Annotated in this window: 20 protein-coding genes; 4 read left to right on the top strand and 16 right to left on the bottom strand. The window is 60.5% G+C overall.

The window, feature by feature from the left end; genetic code table 11:
- The coding region (locus OBACDRAFT_RS21990; RefSeq protein WP_198529967.1) for a peptide ABC transporter substrate-binding protein at window positions 1–1,241 on the bottom strand (1,241 nt) is incomplete at its 3' end.
- Window positions 1,242–1,371: 130 nt separating this feature from the next.
- Window positions 1,372–1,854: a 2-C-methyl-D-erythritol 2,4-cyclodiphosphate synthase gene (gene ispF, locus OBACDRAFT_RS21985; protein ID WP_043589036.1), complete on the bottom strand. Its 483-nt coding sequence runs from the start codon at window positions 1,852–1,854 to the stop codon at window positions 1,372–1,374.
- Window positions 1,855–1,971: 117 nt separating this feature from the next.
- Between ispF and OBACDRAFT_RS21980 the strand changes: the two genes are divergently transcribed.
- The gene (locus tag OBACDRAFT_RS21980) at window positions 1,972–2,898 is read left to right on the top strand and encodes an aldose epimerase family protein (protein WP_043589035.1); all 927 of its coding nucleotides are present in this window, start codon (window positions 1,972–1,974) and stop codon (window positions 2,896–2,898) included.
- Window positions 2,899–2,923: 25 nt separating this feature from the next.
- On the top strand, window positions 2,924–3,403 hold the full coding sequence (locus OBACDRAFT_RS30950; protein ID WP_081722264.1) for a twin-arginine translocase TatA/TatE family subunit: 480 nt from the start codon (window positions 2,924–2,926) through the stop codon (window positions 3,401–3,403).
- A 124-nt stretch (window positions 3,404–3,527) separates the two neighbouring features.
- Here the strand turns inward: OBACDRAFT_RS30950 and OBACDRAFT_RS21970 are convergent, their stop codons facing one another.
- From OBACDRAFT_RS21970 to OBACDRAFT_RS21930, 9 genes are all read right to left on the bottom strand, one after another.
- Window positions 3,528–5,078 carry an alpha-glucosidase/alpha-galactosidase gene (locus tag OBACDRAFT_RS21970; RefSeq protein WP_052362367.1) on the bottom strand — a complete coding sequence of 517 codons (1,551 nt, stop codon included), beginning with the start codon at window positions 5,076–5,078 and terminating at the stop codon, window positions 3,528–3,530.
- Window positions 5,079–5,263: 185 nt separating this feature from the next.
- Entirely contained in the window at window positions 5,264–5,983 is a 720-nt protein-coding gene (locus OBACDRAFT_RS21965; RefSeq protein ID WP_043589034.1) for a hypothetical protein, read from the bottom strand.
- Window positions 5,980–8,682 carry a TIGR02597 family protein gene (locus tag OBACDRAFT_RS25935; RefSeq protein WP_081722263.1) on the bottom strand — a complete coding sequence of 901 codons (2,703 nt, stop codon included), beginning with the start codon at window positions 8,680–8,682 and terminating at the stop codon, window positions 5,980–5,982. The genes OBACDRAFT_RS21965 and OBACDRAFT_RS25935 overlap by 4 nt, the downstream gene beginning before the upstream one ends.
- Window positions 8,683–8,738: 56 nt before the next feature.
- A complete protein-coding gene (locus tag OBACDRAFT_RS21955) occupies window positions 8,739–10,079 on the bottom strand; it encodes an FAD-dependent oxidoreductase (protein ID WP_052362365.1) in 1,341 nt (446 codons plus the stop codon).
- Window positions 10,080–10,096: 17 nt separating this feature from the next.
- Window positions 10,097–11,824: a hypothetical protein gene (locus tag OBACDRAFT_RS28720; RefSeq protein WP_043589033.1), complete on the bottom strand. Its 1,728-nt coding sequence runs from the start codon at window positions 11,822–11,824 to the stop codon at window positions 10,097–10,099.
- Window positions 11,825–11,988: 164 nt separating this feature from the next.
- Complete coding sequence (locus OBACDRAFT_RS21945) at window positions 11,989–12,957, bottom strand: PEP-CTERM sorting domain-containing protein (protein ID WP_043589032.1); 969 nt, start codon at window positions 12,955–12,957, stop codon at window positions 11,989–11,991.
- A 61-nt stretch (window positions 12,958–13,018) separates the two neighbouring features.
- Window positions 13,019–13,816, bottom strand: a complete 798-nt coding sequence (locus OBACDRAFT_RS21940; RefSeq protein WP_081722267.1) for an SGNH/GDSL hydrolase family protein — start codon at window positions 13,814–13,816, stop codon at window positions 13,019–13,021.
- A 54-nt stretch (window positions 13,817–13,870) separates the two neighbouring features.
- Window positions 13,871–14,572, bottom strand: a complete 702-nt coding sequence (locus OBACDRAFT_RS21935; RefSeq protein WP_052362364.1) for a prepilin-type N-terminal cleavage/methylation domain-containing protein — start codon at window positions 14,570–14,572, stop codon at window positions 13,871–13,873.
- A 44-nt stretch (window positions 14,573–14,616) separates the two neighbouring features.
- On the bottom strand, window positions 14,617–15,735 hold the full coding sequence (locus OBACDRAFT_RS21930; RefSeq protein WP_043589058.1) for a GntR family transcriptional regulator: 1,119 nt from the start codon (window positions 15,733–15,735) through the stop codon (window positions 14,617–14,619).
- A gap of 684 nt (window positions 15,736–16,419) precedes the next feature.
- Here OBACDRAFT_RS21930 and metE point away from each other — a divergent pair.
- A complete protein-coding gene (gene metE, locus OBACDRAFT_RS21925; RefSeq protein ID WP_043589030.1) occupies window positions 16,420–18,888 on the top strand; it encodes a 5-methyltetrahydropteroyltriglutamate--homocysteine S-methyltransferase in 2,469 nt (822 codons plus the stop codon).
- A gap of 130 nt (window positions 18,889–19,018) precedes the next feature.
- Here the strand turns inward: metE and OBACDRAFT_RS21920 are convergent, their stop codons facing one another.
- Both OBACDRAFT_RS21920 and OBACDRAFT_RS21915 read right to left on the bottom strand, forming a co-directional pair.
- Window positions 19,019–20,245 carry an MnmA/TRMU family protein gene (locus tag OBACDRAFT_RS21920; RefSeq protein WP_052362370.1) on the bottom strand — a complete coding sequence of 409 codons (1,227 nt, stop codon included), beginning with the start codon at window positions 20,243–20,245 and terminating at the stop codon, window positions 19,019–19,021.
- Between the two features lie 196 nt (window positions 20,246–20,441).
- A complete protein-coding gene (locus OBACDRAFT_RS21915) occupies window positions 20,442–21,272 on the bottom strand; it encodes an NAD(+)/NADH kinase (RefSeq protein ID WP_043589029.1) in 831 nt (276 codons plus the stop codon).
- 409 nt (window positions 21,273–21,681) lie between these two features.
- Between OBACDRAFT_RS21915 and OBACDRAFT_RS27095 the strand changes: the two genes are divergently transcribed.
- Window positions 21,682–21,882 (top strand): hypothetical protein, encoded by a 201-nt coding sequence (locus OBACDRAFT_RS27095; RefSeq protein ID WP_232767544.1) that lies wholly within the window; start codon window positions 21,682–21,684, stop codon window positions 21,880–21,882.
- Between the two features lie 92 nt (window positions 21,883–21,974).
- Here OBACDRAFT_RS27095 and OBACDRAFT_RS21910 read toward each other — a convergent pair whose 3' ends face one another.
- Genes OBACDRAFT_RS21910 through OBACDRAFT_RS25930 form a run of 3 tightly spaced genes read right to left on the bottom strand, consistent with a single transcriptional unit; the run spans window position 21,975 to window position 25,658 of the window.
- Complete coding sequence (locus tag OBACDRAFT_RS21910) at window positions 21,975–22,901, bottom strand: polysaccharide lyase family 20 protein (RefSeq protein ID WP_043589028.1); 927 nt, start codon at window positions 22,899–22,901, stop codon at window positions 21,975–21,977.
- Window positions 22,898–25,000 (bottom strand): heparinase II/III family protein, encoded by a 2,103-nt coding sequence (locus tag OBACDRAFT_RS21905; RefSeq protein WP_232767542.1) that lies wholly within the window; start codon window positions 24,998–25,000, stop codon window positions 22,898–22,900. The genes OBACDRAFT_RS21910 and OBACDRAFT_RS21905 overlap by 4 nt, the downstream gene beginning before the upstream one ends.
- Window positions 24,936–25,658 (bottom strand): type II secretion system protein, encoded by a 723-nt coding sequence (locus OBACDRAFT_RS25930; protein WP_052362363.1) that lies wholly within the window; start codon window positions 25,656–25,658, stop codon window positions 24,936–24,938. Before OBACDRAFT_RS25930 ends, OBACDRAFT_RS21905 begins: the two co-directional genes overlap by 65 nt.
- Window positions 25,659–25,758 lie beyond the last annotated feature (100 nt).

Raw genomic sequence — 25,758 nt, 5'->3', positions numbered from 1 at the left:
GGGATGAGAGTGGCGGCGGGGAGTTGCACGCCGCGCAGGACTTGCGAGGCAAGGGTTTCGCGGTCGATGGCAAGGGCGAGGGCGCGCCGGATTTTGGTTTCGCTGAGGAAGGGCCGGGTGATGTTGACACGGTAAAATTCGACGGCGAGGTAGGGGTCGATGCGGAGGAGTCGGGGGTTGTCGCGGCGGTAGGCGTCGATGCGGCCAAGGGGGATCGAGTCGGTGAGGTGAAGTTGTCCGCCACGAAAGGCGCGCTCTTCGGCGTCGAGGCTTTCGATGGGATGGAATTGGATGGCGTTGAGGGTGACGGTGGCGGCGTCCCAATAGGTGGGGGATTTTTTGACGGTGATGCGCTGGCCGATGAGGTGTTCGTCGAGGACGAAGGGGCCGTTGCCAACGAGTCGTCCGGGCCGGGCCCAGCGGGAGGCGCGGTCGAGGTAGGCGGAGGTGGCGGCGGCGGCTTCGCCGTCGTCGGAGCGGCCAGATGCCAGAGGCCGGAGATCGCCGGACTTTGGCTGCGTGGCGTCTTCGGTCTTCTGGCCGCTGGCTTTTCCGTCGGCTTCGATCGAGGCGCGGTGAACGGGGAACCAGGCCGGGTGATTGAGCTGGGTCAAAAAGGTGGGCGAGGGGTGCTCAAGGGTGAGGCGCAGGGTGCGGTTTTCATTGAGGACGCGAACGCCGACTTGGGAGAAATCGGGGGCGGGGCTCCGCCCCGAATGTCCAACATCCAACATCGAACATCCAACATCCAAGTGGGGCGCTACCGCGCCAGTGTGTGGGGGGGGGGGGGGAGGGGGCTGGCTATGGTTATGGCTTTGGTTATGGTTATGATTAAATGCCTGCGCGCCTTGGAGGACGTAAAGGAGGGGGGCGTTGGGTGAGCCAAAGGCGGGGTGGAGGGTGCGCTGGATGGAGTCGGCGAAATCGCGCGCGGTGACTGGGTCGCCGTTGGACCAGCGGGCGGTGGCGCGGAGGTGAAAGGTGTAAACGAGTCCGTCGGGCGAGATGTCCCAGCGTTCGGCGACGCCGGGCACGGGATGGAGGTCTTCGGGGTGCTCGGAGACGAGTCCTTCGTAGAGGGCGGAGAGGATGTGGTAATCGGTGGACTGAGTGGCGAGGTGGGGGTCGAGCGTGAGGGGTTCGTTGCGGATGCCTTGGTGGAGTGTCTGCGTGCGAAGGCCGGCTTCCACGGGCGTCTCGCGCCGTCCGCAGGCGGTGAAAGAAATTAACCCCAGAGACACGGAGGCATAGAGAACAATCCAACCACGCAAGGTCTCCCAACCGCGCATCCTCCTCCCCCCCCCCCCCCCTTGCTGCGTTTGTTCTCCGTGGTTTGGACCTTTGTGTCTCTGTATTTTTGTGGTTCATTTTTCAGGTTTTCTGAATGAGCGCGACGGCGTGGGCGGCGATGGCGAGGTGTTTGCCGATGTCGCCGACGCCTTCGTTGGTGGTGGCCTTGAGGCCGATTTGTTCGTGCGAGATGCCGGCGGAGGCGGCGAGGGTGAGGCGCATGTCGGCGAGGCGGGGTTGGATTTTGGGGCGTTCGGCGATGAGGGTGGCGTCGATGTTGACGATTTCCCAGCCGCGGACGCGGAGTTCGGCGGCGGTGCGCTGGAGGAGGATTTGAGAGTTGATGTCTTTGTAGGCGGGATCGGTGTTGGGGAAGAAATGGCCGATGTCGGGCAGGCCGGCGGCTCCGAGAAGGGCGTCGCAGACGGCGTGCGTAAGGCAGTCGGCGTCGGAGTGCCCATCGAGGCCGAAGTCGCTGTTTTCGAAGTGGACGCCGCCGAGGACGAGGGGGCGTCCGGCGAGGGTGCGATGGATGTCGTAGCCGTGGCCGATGCGTGATGTCATAAGCCGGTCATCACACCGGGTGTCGGGACGGGTGGAAAGCGGGAAAGTCTTCCCAAAAATGTTTCTTCAAAAATCCCTTTGCTCCGGCGCAGTGTGAGGGACAACACAGTCGTATCTATGGAACAAGTTCCTTACCTTGGGCAGACACTGCGACGCTGGTCCGTGGGGCAGTCCACGTTTCTGGCGATCCCGGAGCGTGGCGCGCGCCTCATGCACTGGTGCGTGACTCTCGGCGACGGCAGTGTGCGCGACGTGCTTTACTGGCCGGAAATCACGTCGCTCGACGGTTTTCACTCGGTGCGCGGCGGCAACCCGATCCTTTTTCCCTTCAACGCGCGCAGTTTCGACGCGGGCGACATCCATTTCTGGCGTTCGCCGGACGGCCAGCGTCGTGCGATGCCCATGCACGGCTTCGCACGTCAGGGGCGGTTCGAGGTCACGCGCATGGACGAGCGCGGGTTCATGGCAACGCTTGTGCCCGATGCGCACGCGAAGGAGTGCTATCCGTTTTCGTATGAGTTCACCGTTGTTTACCGCTTCTTGTCGCTGGGGTTGACGTGTGAATTTATCCTCAAAAACACCGGCCAGGTGCCGATTCCGTGGAGCGCCGGACATCACTTTTATTTCACGCTGCCTTGGGAGGAGGGACACCGGCGTGAGGATTATCGGATAAAAATCCCCGCCACCAAGGTGCGTCGTCAGGACGCGAAGGGGCACCTCGTGCCCGGCCCGGCGCTCAGGCAGGAGGAGTCGTTCGGCAACCCGGAGCTTTCGGACGCGATTCACTCGGGGCTGAAATCCAACACGGTGACGTTTTTCCCCGTCGGCGGCGGGGCGGGCGTGTCGGTCAAAAACGGACTCGATCCCGTGCCGCATCCCGAGATGGCTGTCGTGACTTGGAGCGCCGATGCCGACGCGCCGTATTATTGCGTGGAGCCGTGGATGGGCCCGCCCAATGCGCCCGAGACCAAGGTCGGCTTGCACTGGGTGGCTCCGGGCAAGAGCCAGAGTTATGTGGTCGAGGTGGCGCTGACGTCGTCTTGAAACCAGATTCAACCGGAACCGCGTCATGGTTTTTCCAATACTTTCGCCAGTGCTTTCGCCGGTGTCGCTGATGTTGCCTGTGCCGGCCTTCGTGACTTCCACAATCTCCGCGCCGCTGGCTTTTCTCGACGGGATTGGCTCGATGGAATTGCTGCTGATCTTCGTGCTCGCGCTGGTCCTTTTCGGCGGCAAGGGCCTGCCCAACATCGCCCGCGGGTTGGGGCGTGCGGTGCGCGAATTCAAAAAGGCCACCAGTGGAGTGGAGGAGGAAATCAAGCGGGCGATGGAGTCGCCGGTTTCCCCGTCCTCGTCATCCAAGGCACCAGCCACCGCAGCCCGGACTAAATCCAAACGCGGGTCGGCAGGATCAACACGCCGTCCGGCGGCGGCATTGCCAGCGGACGCGAATCAGACACAAGCTCCGTCGTCGTCGGCACCGCCACCGCAGATGACTGCGCCGGTGTCCGTGCCGCCATCGCCCCCGCCGCCTGATGCGGAAAAATAAGGAGGGCAGGGATTGGCAATAAAACCCTGCCGACGGTACGAAGCACCGCTTTCTTTCGGATGGCGCGGCTGTGCCGCGGCTGGCGGGGATTGGCAATAAAAACCCGCCCTCCGTGGTCTGATTGTTATTTGTAGCCGGGGAGGAAATCTTTCTCGGCTTTGAACATTTCGAGCGTCATCGCCTTGATTTCGGCGGGGGTGAGGATCGCGGAGGTGAGGGGGTCGAGCATCAGGGCGTAAATCGCTTTTTCGACGCTGCGGTCGATGGCGGCCTGCGCACCAAGGTCAAACATGCTCATGTTGCTCGCACATACCGCCGCCATGTGCGCGGGGAGTGCGCCGTAACGGGTGGGGTTGATGCCGTTGCCGTCGATCATGCAGGCGACTTCCACGCAGCCGTCGGCGGGGAGGTTGGTGATGAGTTGGCCGGCGCCGCGGTGGTTGTTCATGACGTTGCCGTGAATGCGGAAGGGGACGTCTTTCTCGCGCGCTTCGATGATCCAGGAGGCGTATTCCCAGGAGCGGTTCCATTCGATGGATTCGGTGCCGGCGAGCATGGCCATGCGGGAGGTGTCGGCGGACTTGCGCCAGTCGGGCCAGTTGGTGGCGTAAAAGCGCGAGCCGCCGTCGTAGCGTTGGCGCAGGAGGGCGCGTCCAGCGTCGCTTTTGCGGTAGTAGGGGAGGTATTCGGAGAGGTGGCCGGAGCTTTCGGTGATGAAGGCGCCAAAGTGCAGGCACATGTCTTTGCGAACGAGGTCGGCGGCTTCATAGCCTTTGTCGGCTTTGCCGCGGTCGAGGTCGGAGCTGTCGTGCGAGGCTTTGCCCGCAAGGCGTTCGCGTTCGGCAGCGACGAGGTCGGCGGCAAATTTTTTGTAGAGGCGGCTGGTGTAGAGGTTGACGTTTTTGTGTTCCAGTTTGGTGAACCAGGCGAGGTGATTGATGCCGGCGCATGTCCAATCCATCTCTTCGTAGGGGATTTCTGAATACTTGGCGAGGAGGTGGCTGGTGCCTTGCACGGAGTGGCAGAGGCCGACGACGGGCATGGTGGAGGTGCGTCCGGCGGCGAGGCACATCATGGCCATGGGGTTGGTGTAGTTGAGGACGATGGCTTGCGGGCAGAGGCGTTCGCAGTCGCGGAGGACGTCGAGCCAGACGGGGATGGTGCGCAGGGATTTGAAGAGTCCGCCGGGGCCGATGGTGTCGCCGATGCATTGGTCGATGCCGTATTTGAGGGGGATGTCGTTGTCGTGGACAACGCAGGCTGTACCGCTGACTTCGATACAGTTGACCACGTAGTCGGAGTCTTTGAGAACTTTGGCGCGGTCGGGGGAGGAGATAACGCGCCAGTTTTTGGCCGCGGCGGTGGCCGGGGTGGAGGCGAGTTGCGCGATAAGTTTTTCGATGAGTTTGTGCATCGTGCGCAGGCGCTTGGTGTCGATATCGACGAGCGCAATGATGCCGCCTTGGTTGCCGGGGATGCGGAGCACGTCGTTGACGAGGCGGGGTGTGAAGCCGGACCCGGCACCGAGCATGGTGATTTTGATGGGGCGCTGGATGTTGCCAGCGAGTCCGGTTGCGGCGGCGTCTTGGGTGTGGGCGGCGTGTCCGCTGAGTTTGGTTTTGGCGCGGGCAACGGCGGAAGCGGTGGCCCGTGAGGTTTTGGTGGTTGTGGCCATGTTGGGAATAATGTGATGCGGGTGGGTGTTTGCTTTAACCGCATTCCAATCAGCCACTGGTAGGGCAGGGGAGTGAAGTGTCAAAGTTTGATAAACGATGCGCATTTTGTGATGCGCAGTGCGCAGGCGCCGTGGTTACCAACCCGTCCCCGCCATCATGCCCGCGACGGGGGGATACCTTAGCTTCAGATTATTTTCCGGCGCTCCCGGATGGCGAGAGCAAGGGCGATGGTAGCGAATAATGCGATACAGGTGGCGGGTTCCGGGATGGGGGCGATGGGAGAGAGGGTGAAGTTGATGCCGCCGCCTTGGGGATTAACGCCGGGTCCAAACGCACCAATAATGACGCGGGCACTCGCGGCGAGAGCTTGTCCCGTCTGATTGGTAGTCAGGTCGGCGATGTCGGTGTAAACAACACCAAAATCAAAAGGGTCACCAGTGCCGGATGGGATGAGCCAATCCGTGGAGCTAAAAATTCCGTGTTCGGTGGCGGTTGAAAAGGTCGTCGAATTGAACACCCAGTAAAACAAGCGCTGCCCCGCAATGTTTTGCCCGACAGGAGTGGTGTCAATGTCACGCAGGGCGCTGCTGAAAAGACCTGCATTGATCGGATCGTCTGGACTGGCTCCTCCCACGGGATTGCCATCGCCGATGTCCGCCCTGTTGATTTCCTGAAAATGAGCATCCAGATAAGCGAGGTTGCTGGCGTTGGCGGTTATTTGTTCGTCGGCAAGATCGAAAACTCCGAAGCGGAGCAACATGCCGGTGGGCAGATCAATGCCGTCAGATGATGCGAGGCCGCTGCTCAGTGCGGCATTGAACGTAAAATTTATGGCATGGAGGGTGACATTGATCAGGCAGAACAGCCCGGCAAGGATGCTGGTTTTAATGAGGCTGGTTTTCATGGTGTTGGCAGTGGAGTTTCAGGACGGATGTGAATGAACAGAGACGGGGCGCGTCTCCTGATTGTGAATACGTCTCCCGGATTGAGCTGCTGGCTGGAACGGTCGATTGAGGGGCTGGAGTCACCACGCCAGCCGGTCCCGCCAATGCCGGAAGTTTTGTAATAAAAACTTTCCCATTTAAGACCGGTCCAACGGAGTAACTCGTCGGCGGTCGAGAGACTGGCTCCTCCTTTCAGGCTTGTGTCTGGAGTGCCGGTATAGAGGTTGCTTTGAGCGAGGGTAAGAGGAGTGGGTTGTGTCGCGGTCAGCCAGTTGATGCCGGGTTCGATGGTGAAAATCAGTTGGGCGGCGCGTGCTTCGCCAACAGACGGGATGCGAAGGTTTGTCGTTGCACGCCGGATTATTGCCAAAGCCCGTTCGGGATAAAGCCGGGTGCCGGAACGATCAATCGAGGGGCTGGAATCACCACGCCAGCCGGTTCCTCCGATGCCTGAGGTTTTGTAGTAGAACGAGAGGCTGCCTTGGGAAACGGGATCAAACAGGCGGACTTCGTCGGCTGTGGCCAGGCTGGATCCGCCTTGCAGACCAGCAGAATTGAGCGCGCCAAATATGCCAGCGAGCGTGGCATGGGGACGGATGGCAAAAACCTGGCCTGCCACGACATCTCCGGGAAGTGCATCGGCAAGCATGAGGGTGTTTGCGGTGTTTCCGGTGATGTCCGACATCAGTCCCGCCCAAGGGCCGCCGATAATCTCGATGTAGTGGGGTCTGGATACAAAGGAAGCGGGTTCCCATTCGGCATTGGTGAAGCTGAGCGTGTTTGCCTGAATGCTTGTCACTGGTCCCCGCCAGACAGGGGGACATGCGAAAGGAACGCCAAGGTATTGAACAGAGTTGCCGGGAATCAGATGCACCATGCCTCCCAGCGGGGATGTGATGGCGTCATCATTGATGTTGAGGCGAAAAAAGCGAGGGGTTGTCCCTAATGGCTGACTATCACGAACGACGAGCCGGGTGGTAGTATCGGTGAGTGTCACCAGACCGGCATTCGTCCATGTCACGAGATCGGTGGAGCTTTCCACCGTGTAGTTAACATCAGTGGCATCCGGGTTTTTGGTGGTGGTGAATGTCAGGTGAATGTTATCGTCAATTGCAAGGGTGCCAACGGTGGGAAGCGCGTTCACGGATGGTTTCAACGGATCGCAGTCGAGAGCGTATTCGAGCAGATTTGGCAGACCGTCACCGTCGGGATCAGCCAAGGGGGCGGTAATGGAGTTTCGTTTTTCGTCCCGGAAAATCACACTCCACTCACGATAACCCTGCGAGGTTGTTGGCAGGACATACTCACGCGTCAGGAGTTCCGAAAGTCCGCCTCCCCAAATCCGGTCGGTGATGGCTTGCATGCCGCGGTCATTGGGATGGTTCAGAACCGATGGCTGAACTTCGCCCGGACCAAGGTAATAATCCGCCGTCCAGCCCAGATTGTCCTGAGTGCAAAGATCCGAGCAACTCACATAAGGCCAGCCTCGTGACGCGGCAACACGCGAGAGGGCGAGATCGGTGTTGGCATTGATCGTCCAGAAACTCCCGCGCACCAACACATCCGCCTGTCGAGTTCCGCTTTTCCCGCCAGCGATGAGCGAGATCATGTCCTCATATTTGGCCATGTATCCAGAAACCTGATGGTCATATAGTCCGGTGTTTTCGGAAATGCAGGAGACAATAACGTCAGGGTTGAAATCACGCGCATACGTAACAAGGGGGATGTCGTGGCGGATCACCGACCATGTGTTTTCCCAGAATGCCATGTTGTGAATCATGAAGACAACCGGACGTCCCAAAGTCGCCTCGATTCGGGCCATCAATAGATGCACGAAATCCTTTTCCGGAGCGCTGGCCGCCATGCCCCAGTTGCCAGCCCAGCCGATGTCTGGCAAGGGACCGTTTTTCAGAATGCTGTTGCCGATAATCAACACCCGCATCGCACGCGCATCGGACGGCTCCGGGTCGGGAGGATTTGTCACCGCCGCCCGTGGACCAACCAGCAAGGCAGGACGCCCGGCCTCGTCCACGTGTGTTGTCGAACCGATCTGAAACACCTGTGTGACACCATCAGCCACAGGCAGTAATCGCTCGTCATGTATCTGGAGCAGAAAGCCCAAGGCCACGCCCTCCGCGTCTGGTCGCCGCGCCTCCTCGCGTACAAATTCCGTCACATCAAATTCGTGAACAACCCCTGTCTGGCTGGTTTCGTTGAATGCGTTTGGAACCAGTTTTCTTCGCAATGTATCATAGTCACTCTGGTTCACCTGGTAGGCGGTGCGGTAGCCCGCGCCATAAATGTCCACGCGCAGTCCGGACGTATTGGATTTTCCACTCAAGAACAGACGCAGCGTCACCGATGTCCCTGTTTGTAAGACGGCCGCCTTTTCATTTTCCGTGAGCACGAAGGGAATCCACGCTCGCGCTTCCGCCGTGTCGCTTGTTTCGCCGATGGGCAGGAGGCGAACTTTGGTCCCGAGTATTTTAACGTCGCCGTGTTCGTCGCCGGTTTGATCAATCGCGTATCCATCTTTTCCTGACGCCGCTGGCAATACCAGCATCCCGCCTTCGGCGTGCAGGGAGGACTGGATGAAGACCGGCAATATTGCCAGCAGCGCCATAAACAGAGCGGGAACGGATCGAATAATAGGTGTCATTTAGAAATAAATACTTGAGGTTTGGCCAAGCGAGGGACTGGTGGCGGGGGGGGGGGCTATTCACCGAGCCAGACGCCGCGGGTCAGCAGGTTTTTTTGCAGATGTGAAATGTTGATTTCACGTGCGGTCGAACCGGTTTCCAACGCGAGGGAGGCGGCGCATCCGGCGGCTTCGCCCATGCCGATGGTGTTGGCCATGCAGCGCACGGCGGCGAGGGCTTCGTGCGTGGCGCTCAGACAACGGCCGGCAACGAGCAAGTTGGCCACTCCGACCGGCACAAGGCTGCGGTAGGGAATCGTCCAGTAATTGCCACTGTAAAAATGTTCGCGCGGAACCTCAATGTCACCGCCAGTCGGACTATGGATGTCAATTGGATACGCGCCACAGTTGATGGTGTCAGGAAATTTCACGAAGTCCCAGATGTCCTGACGAGTCAGCACATAATGTCCAGTGATGCGGCGTGTCTCCCGGATGCCAATCTTGCCTGCGGTGGATGCAATAAATGCCCACTCGAAACCGGGAACGTGAGGACGGAGAAAACGCTCAAGAAATTCCCATGCCTGCAAACGTCCTTCGCACTCGGCACGCGAAAGCGAGACGGTGTCGGTGCCGTCACAATCGAGAACCCGCGTGACGTTGAGCGTCATCTCGCCGGGCCGCGATGCGAGCGTGGTGCAGGAGCAGGCGATTGGCGAGCGGCGCGGATTGCGGAAGGTGGTTTCTTGCGCGGTGATTTCGGTCCACCGCGCGTCCAGACGCGACAGTCCGCCCCATGCCTCGAAACAAGCCATGTCCACATGCGCGACGGAAAAAACAAGACTGGCCGGTTGAAGACGTCTGTCTTGTTCGCGTCCGCTTTCGCAAGGCACGCCGGCATGGAAGGCAAGGTCGGCATCGCCCGTAGTGTCGATGAAGAAACGGGCGGCAATCGCACGACGGCCCCCTTTGCCTTCGGTGATCGCAGTCGTGATGCGCGCGCCTTCGCGGGCGACGCCTGCAAGCAACGTGTGCAGGCGCACGTTTACACCGGATTCGGCGAGTAATTCTATCAGCAGAATTTTGAGCTTTTCGTGGTCAATTTTGATTTCATTGACGCGGGCAGGGTCACCATCGCAGCCACCGCGAGCGTGCAGGCGTTCGACCAACTCCTGGAAAAAACCGCGCACGACCTGCCGGTTGCCATCATGGCAGCCGAGCAGTGGAATGCCGCTTGCCAAGGTGCTTCCGGGAAACCCGGCGGGATCAATGAGTGTGACCTGGCAGTGTGAGCGGGCGGCGGAAATGGCGGCAGCCACGCCTGCACTGCCTGCACCAACGACGACAATGTCGCCGCCGTCTTCAATCGGCGTGTGCAGTGTTTCGGCAAGCATGGCGGGAGTGGTGGCGATGGCGGACATGACAGGGGGTGACTGGGTCAATGGGCAGTGGCGGGGGGGGGAGGGGAGGGGACGAGTTCGCAGATCGTCATTGAGTAGGGACGCAGTTCGATGGTGTCCGTTGCGGGTGAATCCGGCGGGAGGATTTCGGGGGCGGGATTCACGACAGGGAGGTCGGTCCATTTGTTGGGATTTTGTTTGAAGTGCGGCAGTGGATCGGGGCCGCCGTAGGCCCATGTCGTGCGGAGTTTGGAACCGGCAAGCGCGACAACGCGCGGCGTTGCCGTGCGGTTGATGAACACGGTTTGGCGCGGCGCGATCGCGTCGCCGAAGGCGTAGGCGGAAATGGGGGACAGACTGATAATGTCGCGGGTGTAACGGACGGCGATGTCGCGGTTGACGCAAGTGTCGGTGGCAGCGTCGGTCGTGAGTGCGTAGGCGTGACGGTGCGAGCGCAGGAGCGAGCCAATTGCCTTGAAAGTATGTGCGGTAGGGAGTTTGACGATTTTGCCGGGGTCGCCGGTGCCGGGTTTGCGCTGGCCGACGCCAAAACCGTTTCCACCGACCAGATCGTGGTAGTTGGTTATGGATACGCCGGGCGCGGTGGTCATCGAGAGGAGACGGTCGGCGCGGGCAATGGCCATGCCTGGGGTTTTGAGGAATTGGAGACGGTCGCGCTCGGTTCCTTCCGTTTTCAGCATGCCGGTGGGAAGGAATCCCCATTCAGTGACCCAGAGTTGTTTGCCGGGGAAGCTGGCGGCTTGGGTTTTGAGTTTCGCGAGGCTGCTGGTGTTGAAGGCGAAGAGGTAATCCATGAGACTGTCGATGGTGAAGGAGGTCATTTCGTTCACGGGAGGGGAGATGTGAACGGTAACGGCGTCATAGATTTCGGGGCGTTGTCGAAAGCTTTGGTTCCACAAATCAAGGCGTCCTTTTTGCGTCGTTTCCATGTCAACGGTGTAGTTGTTCATGGCGTGTTCCGGGTCGGCGTTGACGCGGCCTTCGAGGTCGGCTCCGACTCCAATGACGGCAACCTGAATGGCGGGATCAATGGCTTTGAGGGCGGCGTGAATTTCCGCGCAGCGTTGGACGTAGTCGCTGACTTTGGGGTAGGCGGTGTTGTTGATGAGAGCGTAGAGTTCGTTGCCGAGTTCAACGCGCACGGGCTGGCGGGTGAGGGTGCGGGCGAGTTTGACTTGTTCGACGAGCGAGGCGACGGGTTCGGAACTGACGTTGAGGCAGAGGATGTAGGGGAGGTCGAGTGTGGCGGCGGGTTGGTAGATGTCCTGCATCGTGAGCGGCGGGTAGCCGGGACGAATGTTGATGCGTTCGATCATGCCGACGATGTGGTCGCCGTAGTATTTTTTGTAGTCGGCGTCGCGAGAGTTGATGGCGCGGCCTTCTCGCCAGAGGTAGTAATTGGAGCCGGTGCCGTCGGGGCCGCGCAGGCTTTCAAAACCGATATCGCGGATGAAGTCGATGCTGGCGGCGTCGGCGTGGTTTTTTGTCCGGCCCACGCCGTAGAGACGGCTGTCGTGCACGCCGAAAAATCCGGGCGGCACTTCGCGGATCAACGGGCCGGGGGTGAAAGTCAGCGCAGCAAGGGAGTCGGGGGCAACGGGAGGGGCAGGAGGGGCGGCTTGCAGAGTCTGTAGTTGAATAAATATGACGGCAATGGTGATGGCGTTAACAGTAGAAAACAGGTTCTGCGGCGAGAACAGGGAGTGGCGAGTGTGGCGGGGACGGTGGGCGTGGTGTGGTGACATCGAAAAATGGGAAGAGAATGGAGGGGGGAAGGGGGAGGGAGGGCGGCGGCGTTGCCGCCGAACATCCAACGTCCAACATCGAACATCGAACATTGAACATTGAATGGGCGGCTTTGCCGTCTGCGGGCGAGACGCCCGCGCCACTTGGGTTGACGTAGTTCGGGTTAAAGCTCTGAACTACGGCGTTTGCGGCGGCGGATCAGGGTCAGGGCGAGCGCGGCGAGTCCGGCCAGTGCGGCGCAGGTGGAGGGTTCGGGCACCGGCGCCGGCATGACGTCGGCCCATGTGGTGCCGATGACAAGGCCGTCAATGAGGTATTCGGGTGATCCGGTGCTGGTCATGTTCTGGAACTGGAATCCGATGGTGTTGATGGAGGTTATGTTGGTACCGGTTCCGGTCACGCTGGAATCCGGGGTGCTTGCGTCTCCATACGCGGGATTCACCCAGATGGAGGCGGAGTTGTATTTGGTAACGGAGTCACCGACCTTGCTAATCTTGGCAACGACCAGATAGGTGGTTGTGGCAGTAACCGGGTAACTTTCCGTGCGGGAATTTATTGCTGAGTCGCTGTTTTGATACGCTTGTGCGGCCAATCCTGCGGCCAATCCTGTTGTGTAGATGCCAGCGCCAGGATGGGCAGCCAAGTGGTTTGAGCCACTGGCGTTGCTTAGCCACAGGAAAAGGGAGGCGCTGCTCAATGCGGCGGGAGTGGGTACGTTAAGGAGAAAACGAACGTAAATATCACTGTTGATATTTGAGCCCAAGGAAACATATGCACCGTTGTTCGCGCTGGATGCCGTGCCGTAGGTGTATTGAAGCGCGTTGGAACCTCCGTTGATGATGCCGCCGCCGGAGACGGAGTAGGAGAGGCCACCGTTCACGATGGTGAAGTTGCCTAAGTCTTTCTGATACGTTGCAGGGGTTCCAGAGTCGGTTCCTTGGGCGACTGTCCATGTGCCGGAGAGTCCGGTGTCGGTGGTACCGGACTGCCCATGGATGCTTCCGGTGGTGTAACCGGTATCGAAATCGGTTTGGACAAGAATGACGGCAGCGGCAGGGAGAACAGGCAGGCACAACGCGGCAAGCGCGCCAAGGTTGCGATGGATACGGCTGATTTGAGTTGGAGTTTTCATGATGGTCTGAAGTGCGGGTTTGTCGGAGGGGGGGGAAGGAGGGGGAAGGGGCGAGCGGAAGTTAGCGGTTTGCGAGGGAGAGTTGTTTATAGGCGGCAAGGAGTTTGGTGGCATAACCAGCGTGGCCTTTGTCATTGGGATGCCATTGCACGCCGCCGCTTGTGCCCCAGCCGAAACAGGTGGTGTCGTCGGCAAGATCGCGAACGGAGATGTAGGGGATTTTTTGTGTTTCACAGATGGTCCGCATGGAGTTTTCGACTTCGCCGGACCAGCCGTTGTAACGGCTGTTTTTATTGGTAAGAATGGGAGCCCAAGGACCAATGGCGATGACTTGCGGGGCGGCGGGTTGCTGGTCGTTGAAGGCGGTGAGGAGTTGGGCGTAGTTGACTTGGAGCTTTTCGAGTCCGTCAGCCTGTTTTTCATGTTCACCGAGTTGCACGACGATGAGATGGGGTTCGACGCCTTTCACTTGGTCAATGGCGGCGAGACGTTGTTGCACACTGCCGCTGCCGCCGAGTGTGTGAAAATAGACCTCTACTTTGCGATCGGGGTGGAGCGCCTGAAGCTGGCCGGCGAAGAGGTGCACGTAGTCGTTGCCGGGGACGCTGGCGGCCATGCCTGCTTCGTGGTCCCAACCGAGCTTTTGGGCGATGGTCGCGTTGGTGCCGTGCAGCGTGATGCTGTCGCCAATAAAGAGGATGCGAAGGGCGTTGGGGATGTTCGTTTTGATGTTTGTTTTTGGGACGTCGAATTGCGATTTGAGCGCGTCCTCGCCGGATGGAACGGCGGCGGTTGCTTGTGGTGTCGCGCTGAATGTCGCGAGCAGCGTTGCGAGCGTGAGCAAGGTTACGGGTTTCATGGTCATTTGTGGTGCGTAGAGGTGGGGGGCAGGGGGGGATTGGGGGTATGCAAATTATTCTCTGTCCCAGAGGGAATCATCCGCCATCAATGTTTTTTCGGTTTCGGTGGAGGTGTGCCCATCCACCCAAAGGACGACGGCTTTGCCGTTGAATGGAAACTCCACTACGGAAGTGGTATCAGCCTCACTGGGGGCGCGCACATAGGCTTTCCAACTCTTTTTGAAATCTCCACTCGTGTCGTCAGGCCTGTAGCTGGATGTCATCAAAACCGTGCGGGCCGGAGTAGCGATTTCTGACAGGGCAACCCATTTCCCAGGAGGTTTCGGGTTGCCGCAGTATTTGACATTGTGTCCATAACCCCAACGGGTGGGCTGTAACACGGACGCATAGACAGGCACATTGTTCGCTCCGGAAAAATAATTGTATTGGCTGCCGACTTGAGGCTTGTCGAAGCCGACGTAGGGCGCGAGCAGTCCGGTCCAGTTGCGAAAAGAATCGGCGGTGCTTTCGCCGTTTTCGTCAAAGGCGGCAACGATGCGCCCTTTATTGTCATGACTCCAAGTGCTGGCGGCGACGCCGATTTGTCGAAGATTCGAAAGCGCGGCCGCCTGGCGTGCGCTCATGCGAACGCGGCCAACAGTGGGAATGATGATCGCCGCCAGAATGCCAATGATGGCGATGACGGTGAGGAGTTCGATGAGCGTGAAGGCGCCGCCACGGTCTGGCTCGGGGTTGGTTGGGTTTTGTATGCTCATGACGGGGGGAAGGGGAGGAGACAGGGACAGATTGAAGAGCGGAGTTATGCGGTGCCGCCGGTGACGAATTCGCCCCTGAGCAGCGTCTCGGGCGGGCCGGAGTAACGGTCGGCGATTTGGTCGAGGAGGATACGGAAGGCCGTGGCTCCCATTTGGTCGAAAGGCAGGCGATAGGTGGTCAATGGATGCGGAAGCGCGGGAAGTTTCTTCAGGCCGCCGATGCCGGTCACTCTCAGGCGCCCTGGTATATCGATGCCGACTTCGGCGGCAGCCCGGATGAGGCCGTGGGCGATGAAATCTTCGTGGCACACGACGGCATCCACGGAATCTCCAAAGCGGGCGAGGTAGTCACGACCGAGTTGAGTGGGCTCTTCGAGAGGATCATCGAAGCGTGGGTTCATTTTCGTCTCTTGGTAGGCGAACGAGACGAAATCCATGCCCGCTTCGCTGAGCGCCTGGCGGTAACCCATGTAACGGTCGCGCACGGTGGGGACCCAGGCGTAGTTGGCGAGAAAACCGATGCGTTTTGCGCCGCGTTCGATGAGGTGGCGGGCCATCGTGTAGGCGGCGTGTTGACCGTCCATCGCCACGCCGAGGCGGTTAACGCCGGGGATGTTCACGCCGACGATCACCACGGGGTAGGGACAGGCGAGGATCATCTGCATGTAGTAAACCTGATCCTGCGGGCTGCGTATCACTGGATAAATGACAGCACCACGCACGTTAAATTCGCTAAGGCGTCCAACGATCTCGGCCTCCTTGCGGAAATCCATGCCGGTGGTCAGCATCATGACGCGCTGGCGGGCTTCGTTGGCGGCGGATTGGAATCCCTGCACGATCATCGCGATGCCCTCGTGCTCCACGCTCGGGTAAATGCAGGCGCAGGCGTCGAGGTCGAGTGCGTGCGCGCCGCCGTTGCGTCCTCGTCCGCCGGGCTGCGGGCGTTGCACCACGCGGGTGCCGGCGCGGGTGCGGCGCTCGACGAGTTTTTCGTGCGAGAGGCGCGCAATGGCGCGACTGACCGTGCCGCGGCTGCACGAAAATTCCTCCGAAAGCTCGGCCTCGGTCGGGATTTGCTCGCCGACTTTCCACACGCCCTCGGCGATGCGGCGCTCCAGTTCGGAAAACACGAAATCGGCCTTTTTTTGGGATTCTGTTAACATGGGAAACATCGGAGCAGGTATCAGAGGGTTGAACGAGACAGATGTTTTGAGTATTAATTGTGCAAAATCAAGCAAATTTTGAAAATGGTTTATTGTTTTTTAATTACTTGTTTATCATAATCATAAAATAAGCCTTATCATTTTTCGGATTTGTTTTGAATAATTTTAGGACAAAATGATTTGCCGGATTTGCTGGATGAAGATGTGGAATTAGTTAGAATAGTCACATATCTAGATTCGTTGATGCGTCTATTGACTTCTGAAAAAGGATATGCGTCATGTGTGGCCGTTGTTTGAAACTTTTTTCAATGCGTGCAGCGGACGGGGAATGCCGTGAGAACCGGCGACAGTCGCGCTGCGGTATCGGGTTACAAGCCTTCATCGAGTGCGCCTGCACGCCGGTCGTTTATCGGCCGGATGTGTCTGGCGCGTGGCGAACAAAGCACAGCTGCGTGGTGCGTCTCACCGCGCAGCCAAGGCGAGAGGTGAGGATGCGAATGTAGTGGATGACACAATACGACGTGCCACCGCGCGATTCGCGGGAAACCCGGAGTCCGAATACCCGGCTGCACGTACGATCCCGGCAACAGCCGAGGGCGTTTTGATGTCGATCCGATCACTCATCGAATCCAGTCCAATCCGCCGCTCGGAGTCCTCATCGCTCGAATAAGGAAAACCAAACTCATGTCCGCATCCGCATCTGTATCCACGCCCGCATCCGTGTCGTTGCCCGACGCTGGAGGGCGTAGTCTCGTTACGCATACGTCCGGCTACCCGCGCATCGGCGCGAAGCGCGAACTCAAGAAAGCCGTGGAGGCTTACTGGCAGGGAAAACTTCCCCGCGCCGGTCTGGAATCCATGGCCCGCGACTTGCGCAAGACGCACTGGCTCGCCCAGCGCGACGCGGGGATTTCGCTGATCCCGTCCAACGATTTTAGTTTTTACGACCAGGTGCTCGATTTGAGCTGCCTTGTCGGCAACGTGCCGCCGCGCTTTGGCGAGGTGGATGGTAATGTTGATCTGGATACATTTTTCGCCATTGCGCGCGGCGTGCGCGGCGGCGGCGAGAGCGGGCATGTTGGAAGGTGCGGCTGCGATGCATGTGCCGGAGGGGACGCGGACGGGGGAACGTTCGCGAGCGAGATGACGAAGTGGTTTGATACGAACTATCACTACATCGTGCCGGAATTTGGCGCGGCGACGCGGTTCCGGCTGGCGTCGTCAAAGCCGTTTGTCGAATTCGCAGAGGCGCTGGCACTGGGTATCAAGACAAAGCCGGTGTTCGTAGGGCCGGTCACGTATCTGGCGCTAGGCAAGGTGAACGCGCAGGGCGGCGCGGGTGCCGGTCCAGGAGCGGGGGAGTTTGACCGGTTCTCGCTGCTCGACGGGTTGGTCGAGGTATATGCGGAGGTGTTGCGCAAGCTGGCGGCACTGGGCGCGGAGTGGGTGCAACTGGATGAACCGGTGTTCGCGCTCGATCTCGCCGCCACACAGCGCGCGGCGCTGGAACGGGCGTATGCACGGCTGGCGGAGGTCGCGGGCGAGGCAGGCGTAAAGTTGATCGTGGCGACCTATTTTGGCGGACTGCGCGACAATCTGCGCGATTTCCTGCGGTTGCCGGTGGCGGTGCTGCACATCGACCTGGTGCGGGCGCCGCGCGAACTCGACACGGTGTTGCGCGAATTGCCGGCGGGACGGTGTTTGTCGCTTGGCGTGGTGGATGGTCGCAACATTTGGCGAACCGATTTTGATGCGGTACTGCCGTTGATCGGAAAGGCGGTGGATCTGATCGGCGCGGAGCGAGTGTGGCTCGCGCCGTCGTGCTCGTTGCTGCATGTGCCGGTATCGCTGAGGCCGGAGACGAAGCTCGACGCGGAACTGCTCGGATGGCTCGCGTTTGCCGAGGAAAAACTCGTTGAGCTGGCGGCGCTGGGTGAACTGGCTGCCGGCCAGGGCAGCGTGAGCGATCGCACGCGGGCGTTGTTCGAACAAAATCAGCGGGTGGCGAAGATGCGGCGCGCAAGCACACGCATCCACCAACCCGAGGTGAAGGCGCGGCTGGCGTCGGTGAAGGCGGCGGACTTGGCGCGTGTGTCGCCGTTCGCGGTGCGGCAGACGGCGCAACGTGAGCGGTTGCGGTTACCGTTGTTTCCGACGACGACCATCGGCTCGTTTCCGCAGACGGCGGAGGTGCGGGCGGCGCGCGCGAGGTGGCGCAGGGGCGAATGGAGCGGCACGAATTACCGCGAGTTTATCGAATGCGAAATCGCCGCGTGCGTGCGCTGGCAGGAGGAGATCGGGATCGATGTGCTGGTGCATGGCGAATTCGAGCGCAATGACATGGTGGAGTATTTTGGAGAACAGCTTCGCGGCTACGCGTTTACGGCCAACGGCTGGGTGCAGAGTTACGGCACGCGCTGCGTGAAGCCGCCGGTGATTTATGGCGACGTGACAAGGCCCGCGCCGATGACGGTGGGGTGGGCATCGTATGCGCAGTCGCTGACGAAGCTCCCGATGAAGGGTATGCTGACGGGGCCGGTGACGATGTTGCAATGGAGCTTCGTGCGCGACGACCAGTCGCGGCGCGACACGGCATGGCAAATCGCGCTGGCGTTGCGCGACGAGGTGCTCGACTTGGAGCGCGCGGGCATCGCGGTGATCCAAATAGACGAGCCGGCATTGCGCGAGGGACTGCCGCTGCGGCGCGACGATTGGAAAAATTATCTCGAATGGGCTGTGGGCGCGTTTCGTTTGTGCGCGGCGGGGGTGCGCGACGACACGCAGATCCACACGCACATGTGCTACTCGGAGTTCAACGACATCATCGACGGCATCGCGGCGCTGGATGCCGATGTGATCACGATTGAGACCTCGCGTTCGAACATGGAGTTGCTCGGCGCATTTGTGGATTTTCGTTACCCGGCGGAGATCGGACCGGGCGTGTATGACATCCATTCGCCGCGCGTGCCTGCGGTCGCCGGGATGGAGGCGTTGCTGCGCAAGGCGTGCGAGGTGATCCCGCCGGGCAACCTATGGGTGAATCCCGACTGCGGCCTCAAAACGCGCGGCTGGACCGAGGTGCGCCCTTCGCTGGAGAACATGGTGGCCTGCGCCCGGGCGCTGCGCGCCGGCGCGCACCCCGGACGGCGTTGACGAAGTGGCGGGAGGTGGCGGACGTGGCACGACCCGGCGGTGCCTAAATCTGCCGAATGCGCTGTTGGGTGTCATTGCCGGACTGATACGCAGCGCGGGGGCGAATCAGAGGCGTGAGCTTGCGTGAGGTTCACGTGTACACCGCGCCGCCGAGGAGGCGGGGGCCGGCGTAAAGGGCGAGGATCTGGCCGCTGGCGAGGCCGCGTTGGGGCGTTTCGAAACGGATGTGCGCGGTGGCGGGAGCGAGGTCGGGCGTGAGGGTAATGGTCAAGGGGATACGCGGATCGCGGTAGCGGACGCGGCCTTCGAGCGCGTGCGGGCCGGGGCCGCCGGAGGTGAGGAAGGCGGGAGGCGCGCCGTCAGGAGTGTTCCATTGCAGGGAATGGACGCGCACCTCGGTTTGGAAAAGGCCGGGGGCGTCGGCACCGTCAAAGGCAACAAAGAGGGTGTTGTCGTCGGAGCGTTTTCCTGTGACGACGTAGGCTTTGTTGTCGGTGTTGGAGGGCACTCCGATGCCTTTGCGCTGGCCGAGCGTGAAATAATGCAGACCGCGGTGCTCGCCAATGATGCGCTGGTCCGTGGCGCGGACAATGGGACCAGGATTGTCGGGGACGTATTGGCGAAGGAAGTCTTGCATTTTGACCTGGCCGATGAAGCAGATGCCCTGGCTGTCTTTTTTGTCGGCGGTGGCGAGTCCGGCTTCGCGGGCGAGGCGGCGGAGTTCGGGTTTTTCAATGTCGCCAATGGGGAAGCGGGCATCGGCAAGCTGCGCCTGCGTGAGGAGGGCCAGAAAATAGGATTGGTCTTTGTTGGGGTCGGCTCCTTCGTGCAGTGCCCAGGCGGAGGGCGCAGGGGCTTCGCTTGCGAAGCCCGCGCAGCCGGAGGGAGCAACAATGGCGGATTGAGCGTTGTTGGCGGACGCGGGCTTCGCAAGCGAAGCCCCTACGGTGGAAGCACAGGCGGCGGGTGCGGTGTCGGCGGCGCTAAGTGGCACGCGGCGGGCGTAGTGACCGGTGGCGACGGCGGTGAAGCCGTGGTCGCGAGCCCAGGCGCGGAACACGCCAAATTTGATCTCGCGGTTGCACATGATGTCGGGGTTGGGCGTGAGGCCGCGTCGGTATCCGTCGAGCAGATACGCAACGACGCGATCGCGGTATTCGTCCATGAGGTTGACGACGCGGAAGGGGATGCCGAGTTGGTCGGCGACGCGTCGGGCGTCCTCGATGTCCTGCTGCCAGGGGCAGTCGCCGATGATGTTGTCCTCGTTGATCCAGTTTTTCATGTAAGCGCCTTCGATGTCGGCGCCGGCGCGTTTGAGGAGGAGCGCAGCCACGGAGCTGTCCACGCCGCCGGACATGGCAACGAGGATTTTTTCGCGCGGGGGGGGCGGAAGGGAGGCGGGGCTTCGCCCCGAACGTTCAACATCCAACGTCGAACGTCCAACATCCAAGTGGGAAGAGGCGGCCTCAGTGGAGGGGGGGCGGGGATGTGTATTGGTTTTTTGGATGCTGGATGCTGTCATCGGGCGGCGGGCGTGGCGAGAGGTGCGCAGGTTATTTGGCGCCGCCGCTCCAGTTGAGCTTGGTGCGGACGACGGCAAAGTGGGAATAGCTGGTGCTTTGCACGAGACGGAGGCGGCGGGTGGAGAGGGAAATGTCAACGGGTTCGCCGGAGGGCGCGGAGTTGAGAGGCTGGCCATCCACGGTGACGGTGAGGCGGGAGGCGGGGTCGCGGTTGATGACGCGCAGACACACGCCGTGGTGGAAAATGATGGAGCGGTTGCTGAGCGTGTGCGGACAGATGGGCGTCATGGCGAGGACTTCGGCGTCGGGATGAATGAGGGGGCCGCCGGCGGAGAGGTTGTAGGCGGTGGAGCCGGTGGGGGTGGAAATGATGAGACCGTCGCAGAGGTAGTTGGTGACGATCTCCCCGTCGGCTTCGACGCCGAGGGTGACGATGCGGGCGCTGCTGGCTTCCTTGATGAGCACGTCGTTGAGGGCGGTCGCGTGGCAGTTTTGGCCGACGGAGCAGGAGAGCAGCGAGCGCGTGGCGAGCGTGTAGCCGCCGGCGAGGAGCGCGGGGAAACAGGCGCGGGCTTCGTCGCCGGTGAAGGTGGTCAGGAAGCCGAGCGTGCCGCGGTTGACGCCGATGACGGGCACATCGTGCGTGGCGGCTTCGTTGACGACGCCAAGGAGGGTGCCGTCGCCGCCGATCACGCAGCAGGCATCCTGGCCGGCGAGGTAACCGGGAGGGATGGGATAGGCGTCGGTCTCCTTGGTGGTGATGCCGGCTTGGCGGGCGAGGGCCATGAGGTCTTCCGCCAGTTCACGGGCACCGGGTTTTTGTTCATTGATTACGAAGGCGAGTTGGCGGATGGGCGTCATATCGTGGGCAGACTGAAAAGCTAAAAACTGAAGGCTGAAAGCTGAATGTGTGCGCGGGGGGGGGGGGGGAGGGAGGGATGGAGGCAACGCAATCATCGACCCCGGAGTTGGCACGGGGCATGCATATTACAGGGTGTCATGAAAGCCGGACGGAAATCTCAACAACCGCAAGAACCGCAATCGCGGTATCCGCAAAGCCGATGCGCCAGAAGCGTGTGGCAGGCGTGGAGCAGGGCGGCGGTTTCACTGGCGTAGCGTCAACGCAACCTGCGAATTGTTACGTTTTTGAAACAGCCCAAACACCGGATTGATTTTCCGGAAGGTTTTGAGAAGAGTTCGGGCGTTCTTTGATGACGCTCGTGGTCAGCCGGGAGCCTTGGGGCATGTTGCCCGAGGGTTCCATCTGATCATGAACACCACCAACAGCACACTCGCTGCAACAGGGTTGCCGGGATTGGCGGCGCGCAGGAATGCGCGGCCTTCGGTTTCGGATATTCTGCCAGGCGATACAGCAACGGCCGCCCAGGCCGCGCGTCTCTCTCAGGCGCTAGGTCGGTGGGTGCCAGCAAATCAGTTGCGCAAGGCCGCAAGGTTTTACGCGACTGTCTAACACGATAAGAAAACAACGCCGCCCGGGGGACACTGGTTCGCCGGGCGGTTCTATTTTGCGAGGGGGGGGGGGGGGAGTTTTCAGTGTGTGCCCTATTGAACCAGAGTTTGTTCCATCGCCGCGCCCGGTGTCACTCCTTCGCGGCCTCCAGTGTAGCCGCCTTCAACGTGCCCCATGCGGATTTCATCATAGATGATTTCACGCACGGTCACATCGGGGGGCGCGGCGCGCACCCAGTGCCAGTTGTAAATTCCTGCCTTCAGATAATGACGGGGCATGGCGGAAGCTCCGGAACTGTCGAATGGATCTACGTTGGGGCCTTTTTGTTGATAAATAAGTTCGTTGTTTTTCCAGACCTCAAGCAGGCCGTTTGGTGTGGTTGAGGGGCGGACATGAATCACCCAGTCATACCAAACGTTGCTCCGAACGGCCTCACTCCAGACGGGGTCCGCGGATGCACCGCCAGTAGCCGGGCCTTCGCGGGGTTGGGTGATGGCGTGAAATTCCATTACTCCGTTTTCGATCCGAATGCTGGTCAGATTGCGGCCTGACTTGTTTTTCCAATTGTATTGGTGGGGAATGGCATGGAATTGGTGAACCATTTCGGGAAAGGCACTGGGGGTCCAGTCTTTGAGATAAAAGCTGAAGCCGATCCAATATTCCTGATCCCATTCGATGTTCCCTTTCTTGGTGGCCACCATCTCGGTGCGCTCCCGTGCGGGTCGAGGATCAGTGTAGCGATTGACGAGACTCACTGCGCGGCTTCCTGCACGGACGGTTTTTTCCTGAATGGTAACATTTCCGAGTTCGTAATCGCCGCGTTCGATCTGCCAGGGCGGCATTCGGAGCGCCGGGTTTTCAAAGGTTTCTTCGAGTTGGTAAATGAAGGTGCGAGGAGCGGAAACGGTTTTGGTTTCGGCTGCCGGTGGGGATGCAAGCGCGGAAACGGGCGCGTGAGAAATGACACCCGCAGTGGTTATTCCGGTGGCGAGAAGTGTTGTGAGATGGAGACGAGTCATGGTGTGAGGAGGAGGTGAATCTCGGCGTCTCCGGCAGGTTCTTGGAGATCGAAACCGAGACGTTTGCCCTTGGGGGCTTGGTCCGGAATGATGCCGTAAAGAGGTTCACTGTTGGTGTGGAGTTGAACGGATTTTCCATCAGCGATGGCAGTCCAGGTGACGCGCAGCGATTGTTTGCCGCGTTGCACGCGGAGCATGTTTCGGTCTTCGAAGGCATGGTGTTGGCGCGGGTCGAGGATGAGGGCATTGCCGAATGCTTGTGGTGTTTCGAATTTCACGCGGTCAATGATTTCGAAACATCCTCCGGTGGCGGTCGCGGAGTTGTCGTCACGGGTGAGAATGAAGGTGCGAGTGAGGCGTTTGAGCGAGGGAACGTCAGGCGTATAGGCAGAGGTGATGTCGATTTCCCAAAGATCGCGGGTATCGGTGAAATCGAGGCTTACGGTTTCGGCTCGGGCGTCCTTGCTGGTGCGCTGGAGTTTTCCAGCGACACGGGGAACGGGGTGTCCGAATGAGTTGTTGAGGGCGCTGGTGTAGCGTTGTTCGGGGTGAAAGAGCGCTCGCGTGTAGCTGTCCGCGCCGAGGTCGCTAAGAATGAGTTGGCCGTTGTTGACGATGACAAACGAGCCAAGGTCGTTGTGATTGTGGGGTTGCAGATTGTGGCCGCCTTTCATGGCGACAGCCAGGCCGGTGGCAGGCCGGACGGGGCGTGAAATGAGCGCGCCGCCATCGGGAAACCAGTCGCGCAGGGCGAGGCGATTTTCGTTTTTTTGCTGCTCCCGTGGGCGCGGAATCGTGAGGTCGAACAGCACGCGATAGAGGTGCGGACCGAGCGGATGCGGGGCGTCAAAGGAGGCGGGCGAGCCGGTGGTGGCGCCGAGCCGGAACCGGCTGGCGGAAAAATCGAGTATCCAGGGAGCGGGTTTGTGGCCCGGTGTGACGTCTCCGAATGCCGGATATAATCCGCCGGCGATTTCCCAGCGAAGCCCGAACCCGGCGATGGCGCGTGTCTTGAGATGGTTGAGCAAATCGAGCCGTCCGCCTGTCACACGGCGGATGGTTTCGGAACCGAGGATGAAATGACCAAAACCGTAATTCCAGTAACCGAGGCTTTCCACGCAGTAACCATCGTCGCCAAATCCGGCGAGATAGGCGGGCGCGTAGGCTTCGAAGGCGGCGACAAACTCGGCTTGCTCGTGGCGTTCGCATCGCGGGTCGAGGAGGAGCAGGGCCGCGCCCATGACGCCGGCATTGCAGACAGGGTTCCAGTTGTGGCCGACGTTCATCCAGCCAAAATTTGTATCCGCTTCGTGGGCACGGGCGCGAAGGAGATAGGGTTCGAGGACGCGGGCGCGGACTTCCTTGCGAAGGCGGGTGCGAAGGCCGGGGGGGAGCCGGTCGGAGAGGAGCCAGTCGATGGTGGCGAGGCTCCAGGCGCGGGCGGCGGCGGCGAGGTCAACGTTGTCGTAGTTGGATTTCCATGACGTGCGCTGGCGTCCGGCGTGGGCGGAGGCGGCCCAGGAGGGTTCGTCGAGGATGGCGGCAAATTCCTTGTGAATTTGCGGAAGATGACGCCCCTCGTTTTCGAGTCCTTCGGCAAAGGTGAGGATGCCGAGGCGCACCATGCGTTCGTTGAAGGGTTTTTCGTAGGTGTTGCGGTTGCCTGTGCGTTTGAAGTCGTCGAAGAGGGTTTCGGTGAGCAGGGGTTGGGGGGTGGTGGAGAGCGTCGCGGCTTGGGTGATGATGGCACGTCCGGCCGGGGTCTGTGTCCAAGGAGACCAGAAGGCGCGGTCTGTGAAGGGGGGGGCGAAGTGCGTCGGGGCGTCGGGAAGCCAGGCGCTTATCTGCTCAATTCTGGCAGCGGAGAGGGGCGGGAGCGGACGGGTGGCTGGCACCACTGGTGCTGACGCGCTTTGCAGGCTGGTTGTGATGGCCACAAGGGTCATGAGTGCAAGAGGCAGGTGCATGGAGGGAAATAGGATGGAGAGCCGTGGGGAGGAGGGGCGGGGGGGGGGGGGAGGGGGGAGGGCAGGATCAGGGGTTTTTGATGACGAGGAGCGGATCGTAGTCGTTGCCGGTGATGGTTTGGACGTGGGCATCGGCAAAGAGGAAATTGCGGACGTTGCCGTGCACGGGATTGCCAGGGACGTCGGTTGAGGTGGCGCCGAGTCGTTTCCAGATGGCGTTGTCCAAGTCGAAGATCAGCGCCGTGCGTGAGGTGGAGGCAAACTCGGCCATGCGGCGGGGAAGCTGGAGCTGGTCGCTGTAGCCCAAAGGACGCGCCTTGCCTCCGCCAGCGAGCGCGGCTCCACCGTTGTTTGAAAGGTAGGAGGGTTGGGGGCCGGTGATGGGCATGATGCGCTGGCGACCCGGGCAGATGAGCACGTCCAGCCGGGCGGTGGCGCCGGCGGTGGCTGGCAGGTTGCTCATAATGTAGGGAGCGATGTGGGTGACGAGAGAGTATGGGTCTGCGCTGCTGCCAATCGTAACGATGGGCGAAATGGTTCCACGCAAACCAACGCCGCGGCCCCCAGGCAAATAATCTTTGTTGTCGTTGGCAAAGCTGATGATCGCCAAGCCGGTTTGCCGAAGATTGGAGATGCATTGGGCGCGGGTGGCGGTCTGCCGGACTTTGCCAACCGTGGGGATTATGATGGCGGCAAGGATGCCGATGATTGCGATGACGGTCAGCAATTCGATAAGCGTAAAGGCGGCGCGATGCTTACCGGTTCGGGCGGCGACGGGGGGGGGGATCATAATGAGAGATGGAGGTTGCGGAGTGATATCGGAATTTCGTTTCCGATTTCGATGCAATGCGCAAGCGGTTACGTTCGTCAATAATTTTTCAAAAAACTAG

Source organism: Geminisphaera colitermitum TAV2, from assembly GCF_000171235.2.
GTDB lineage: Bacteria > Verrucomicrobiota > Verrucomicrobiia > Opitutales > Opitutaceae > Geminisphaera > Geminisphaera colitermitum.
This window is presented reverse-complemented; position numbering and strand designations above follow the sequence as displayed.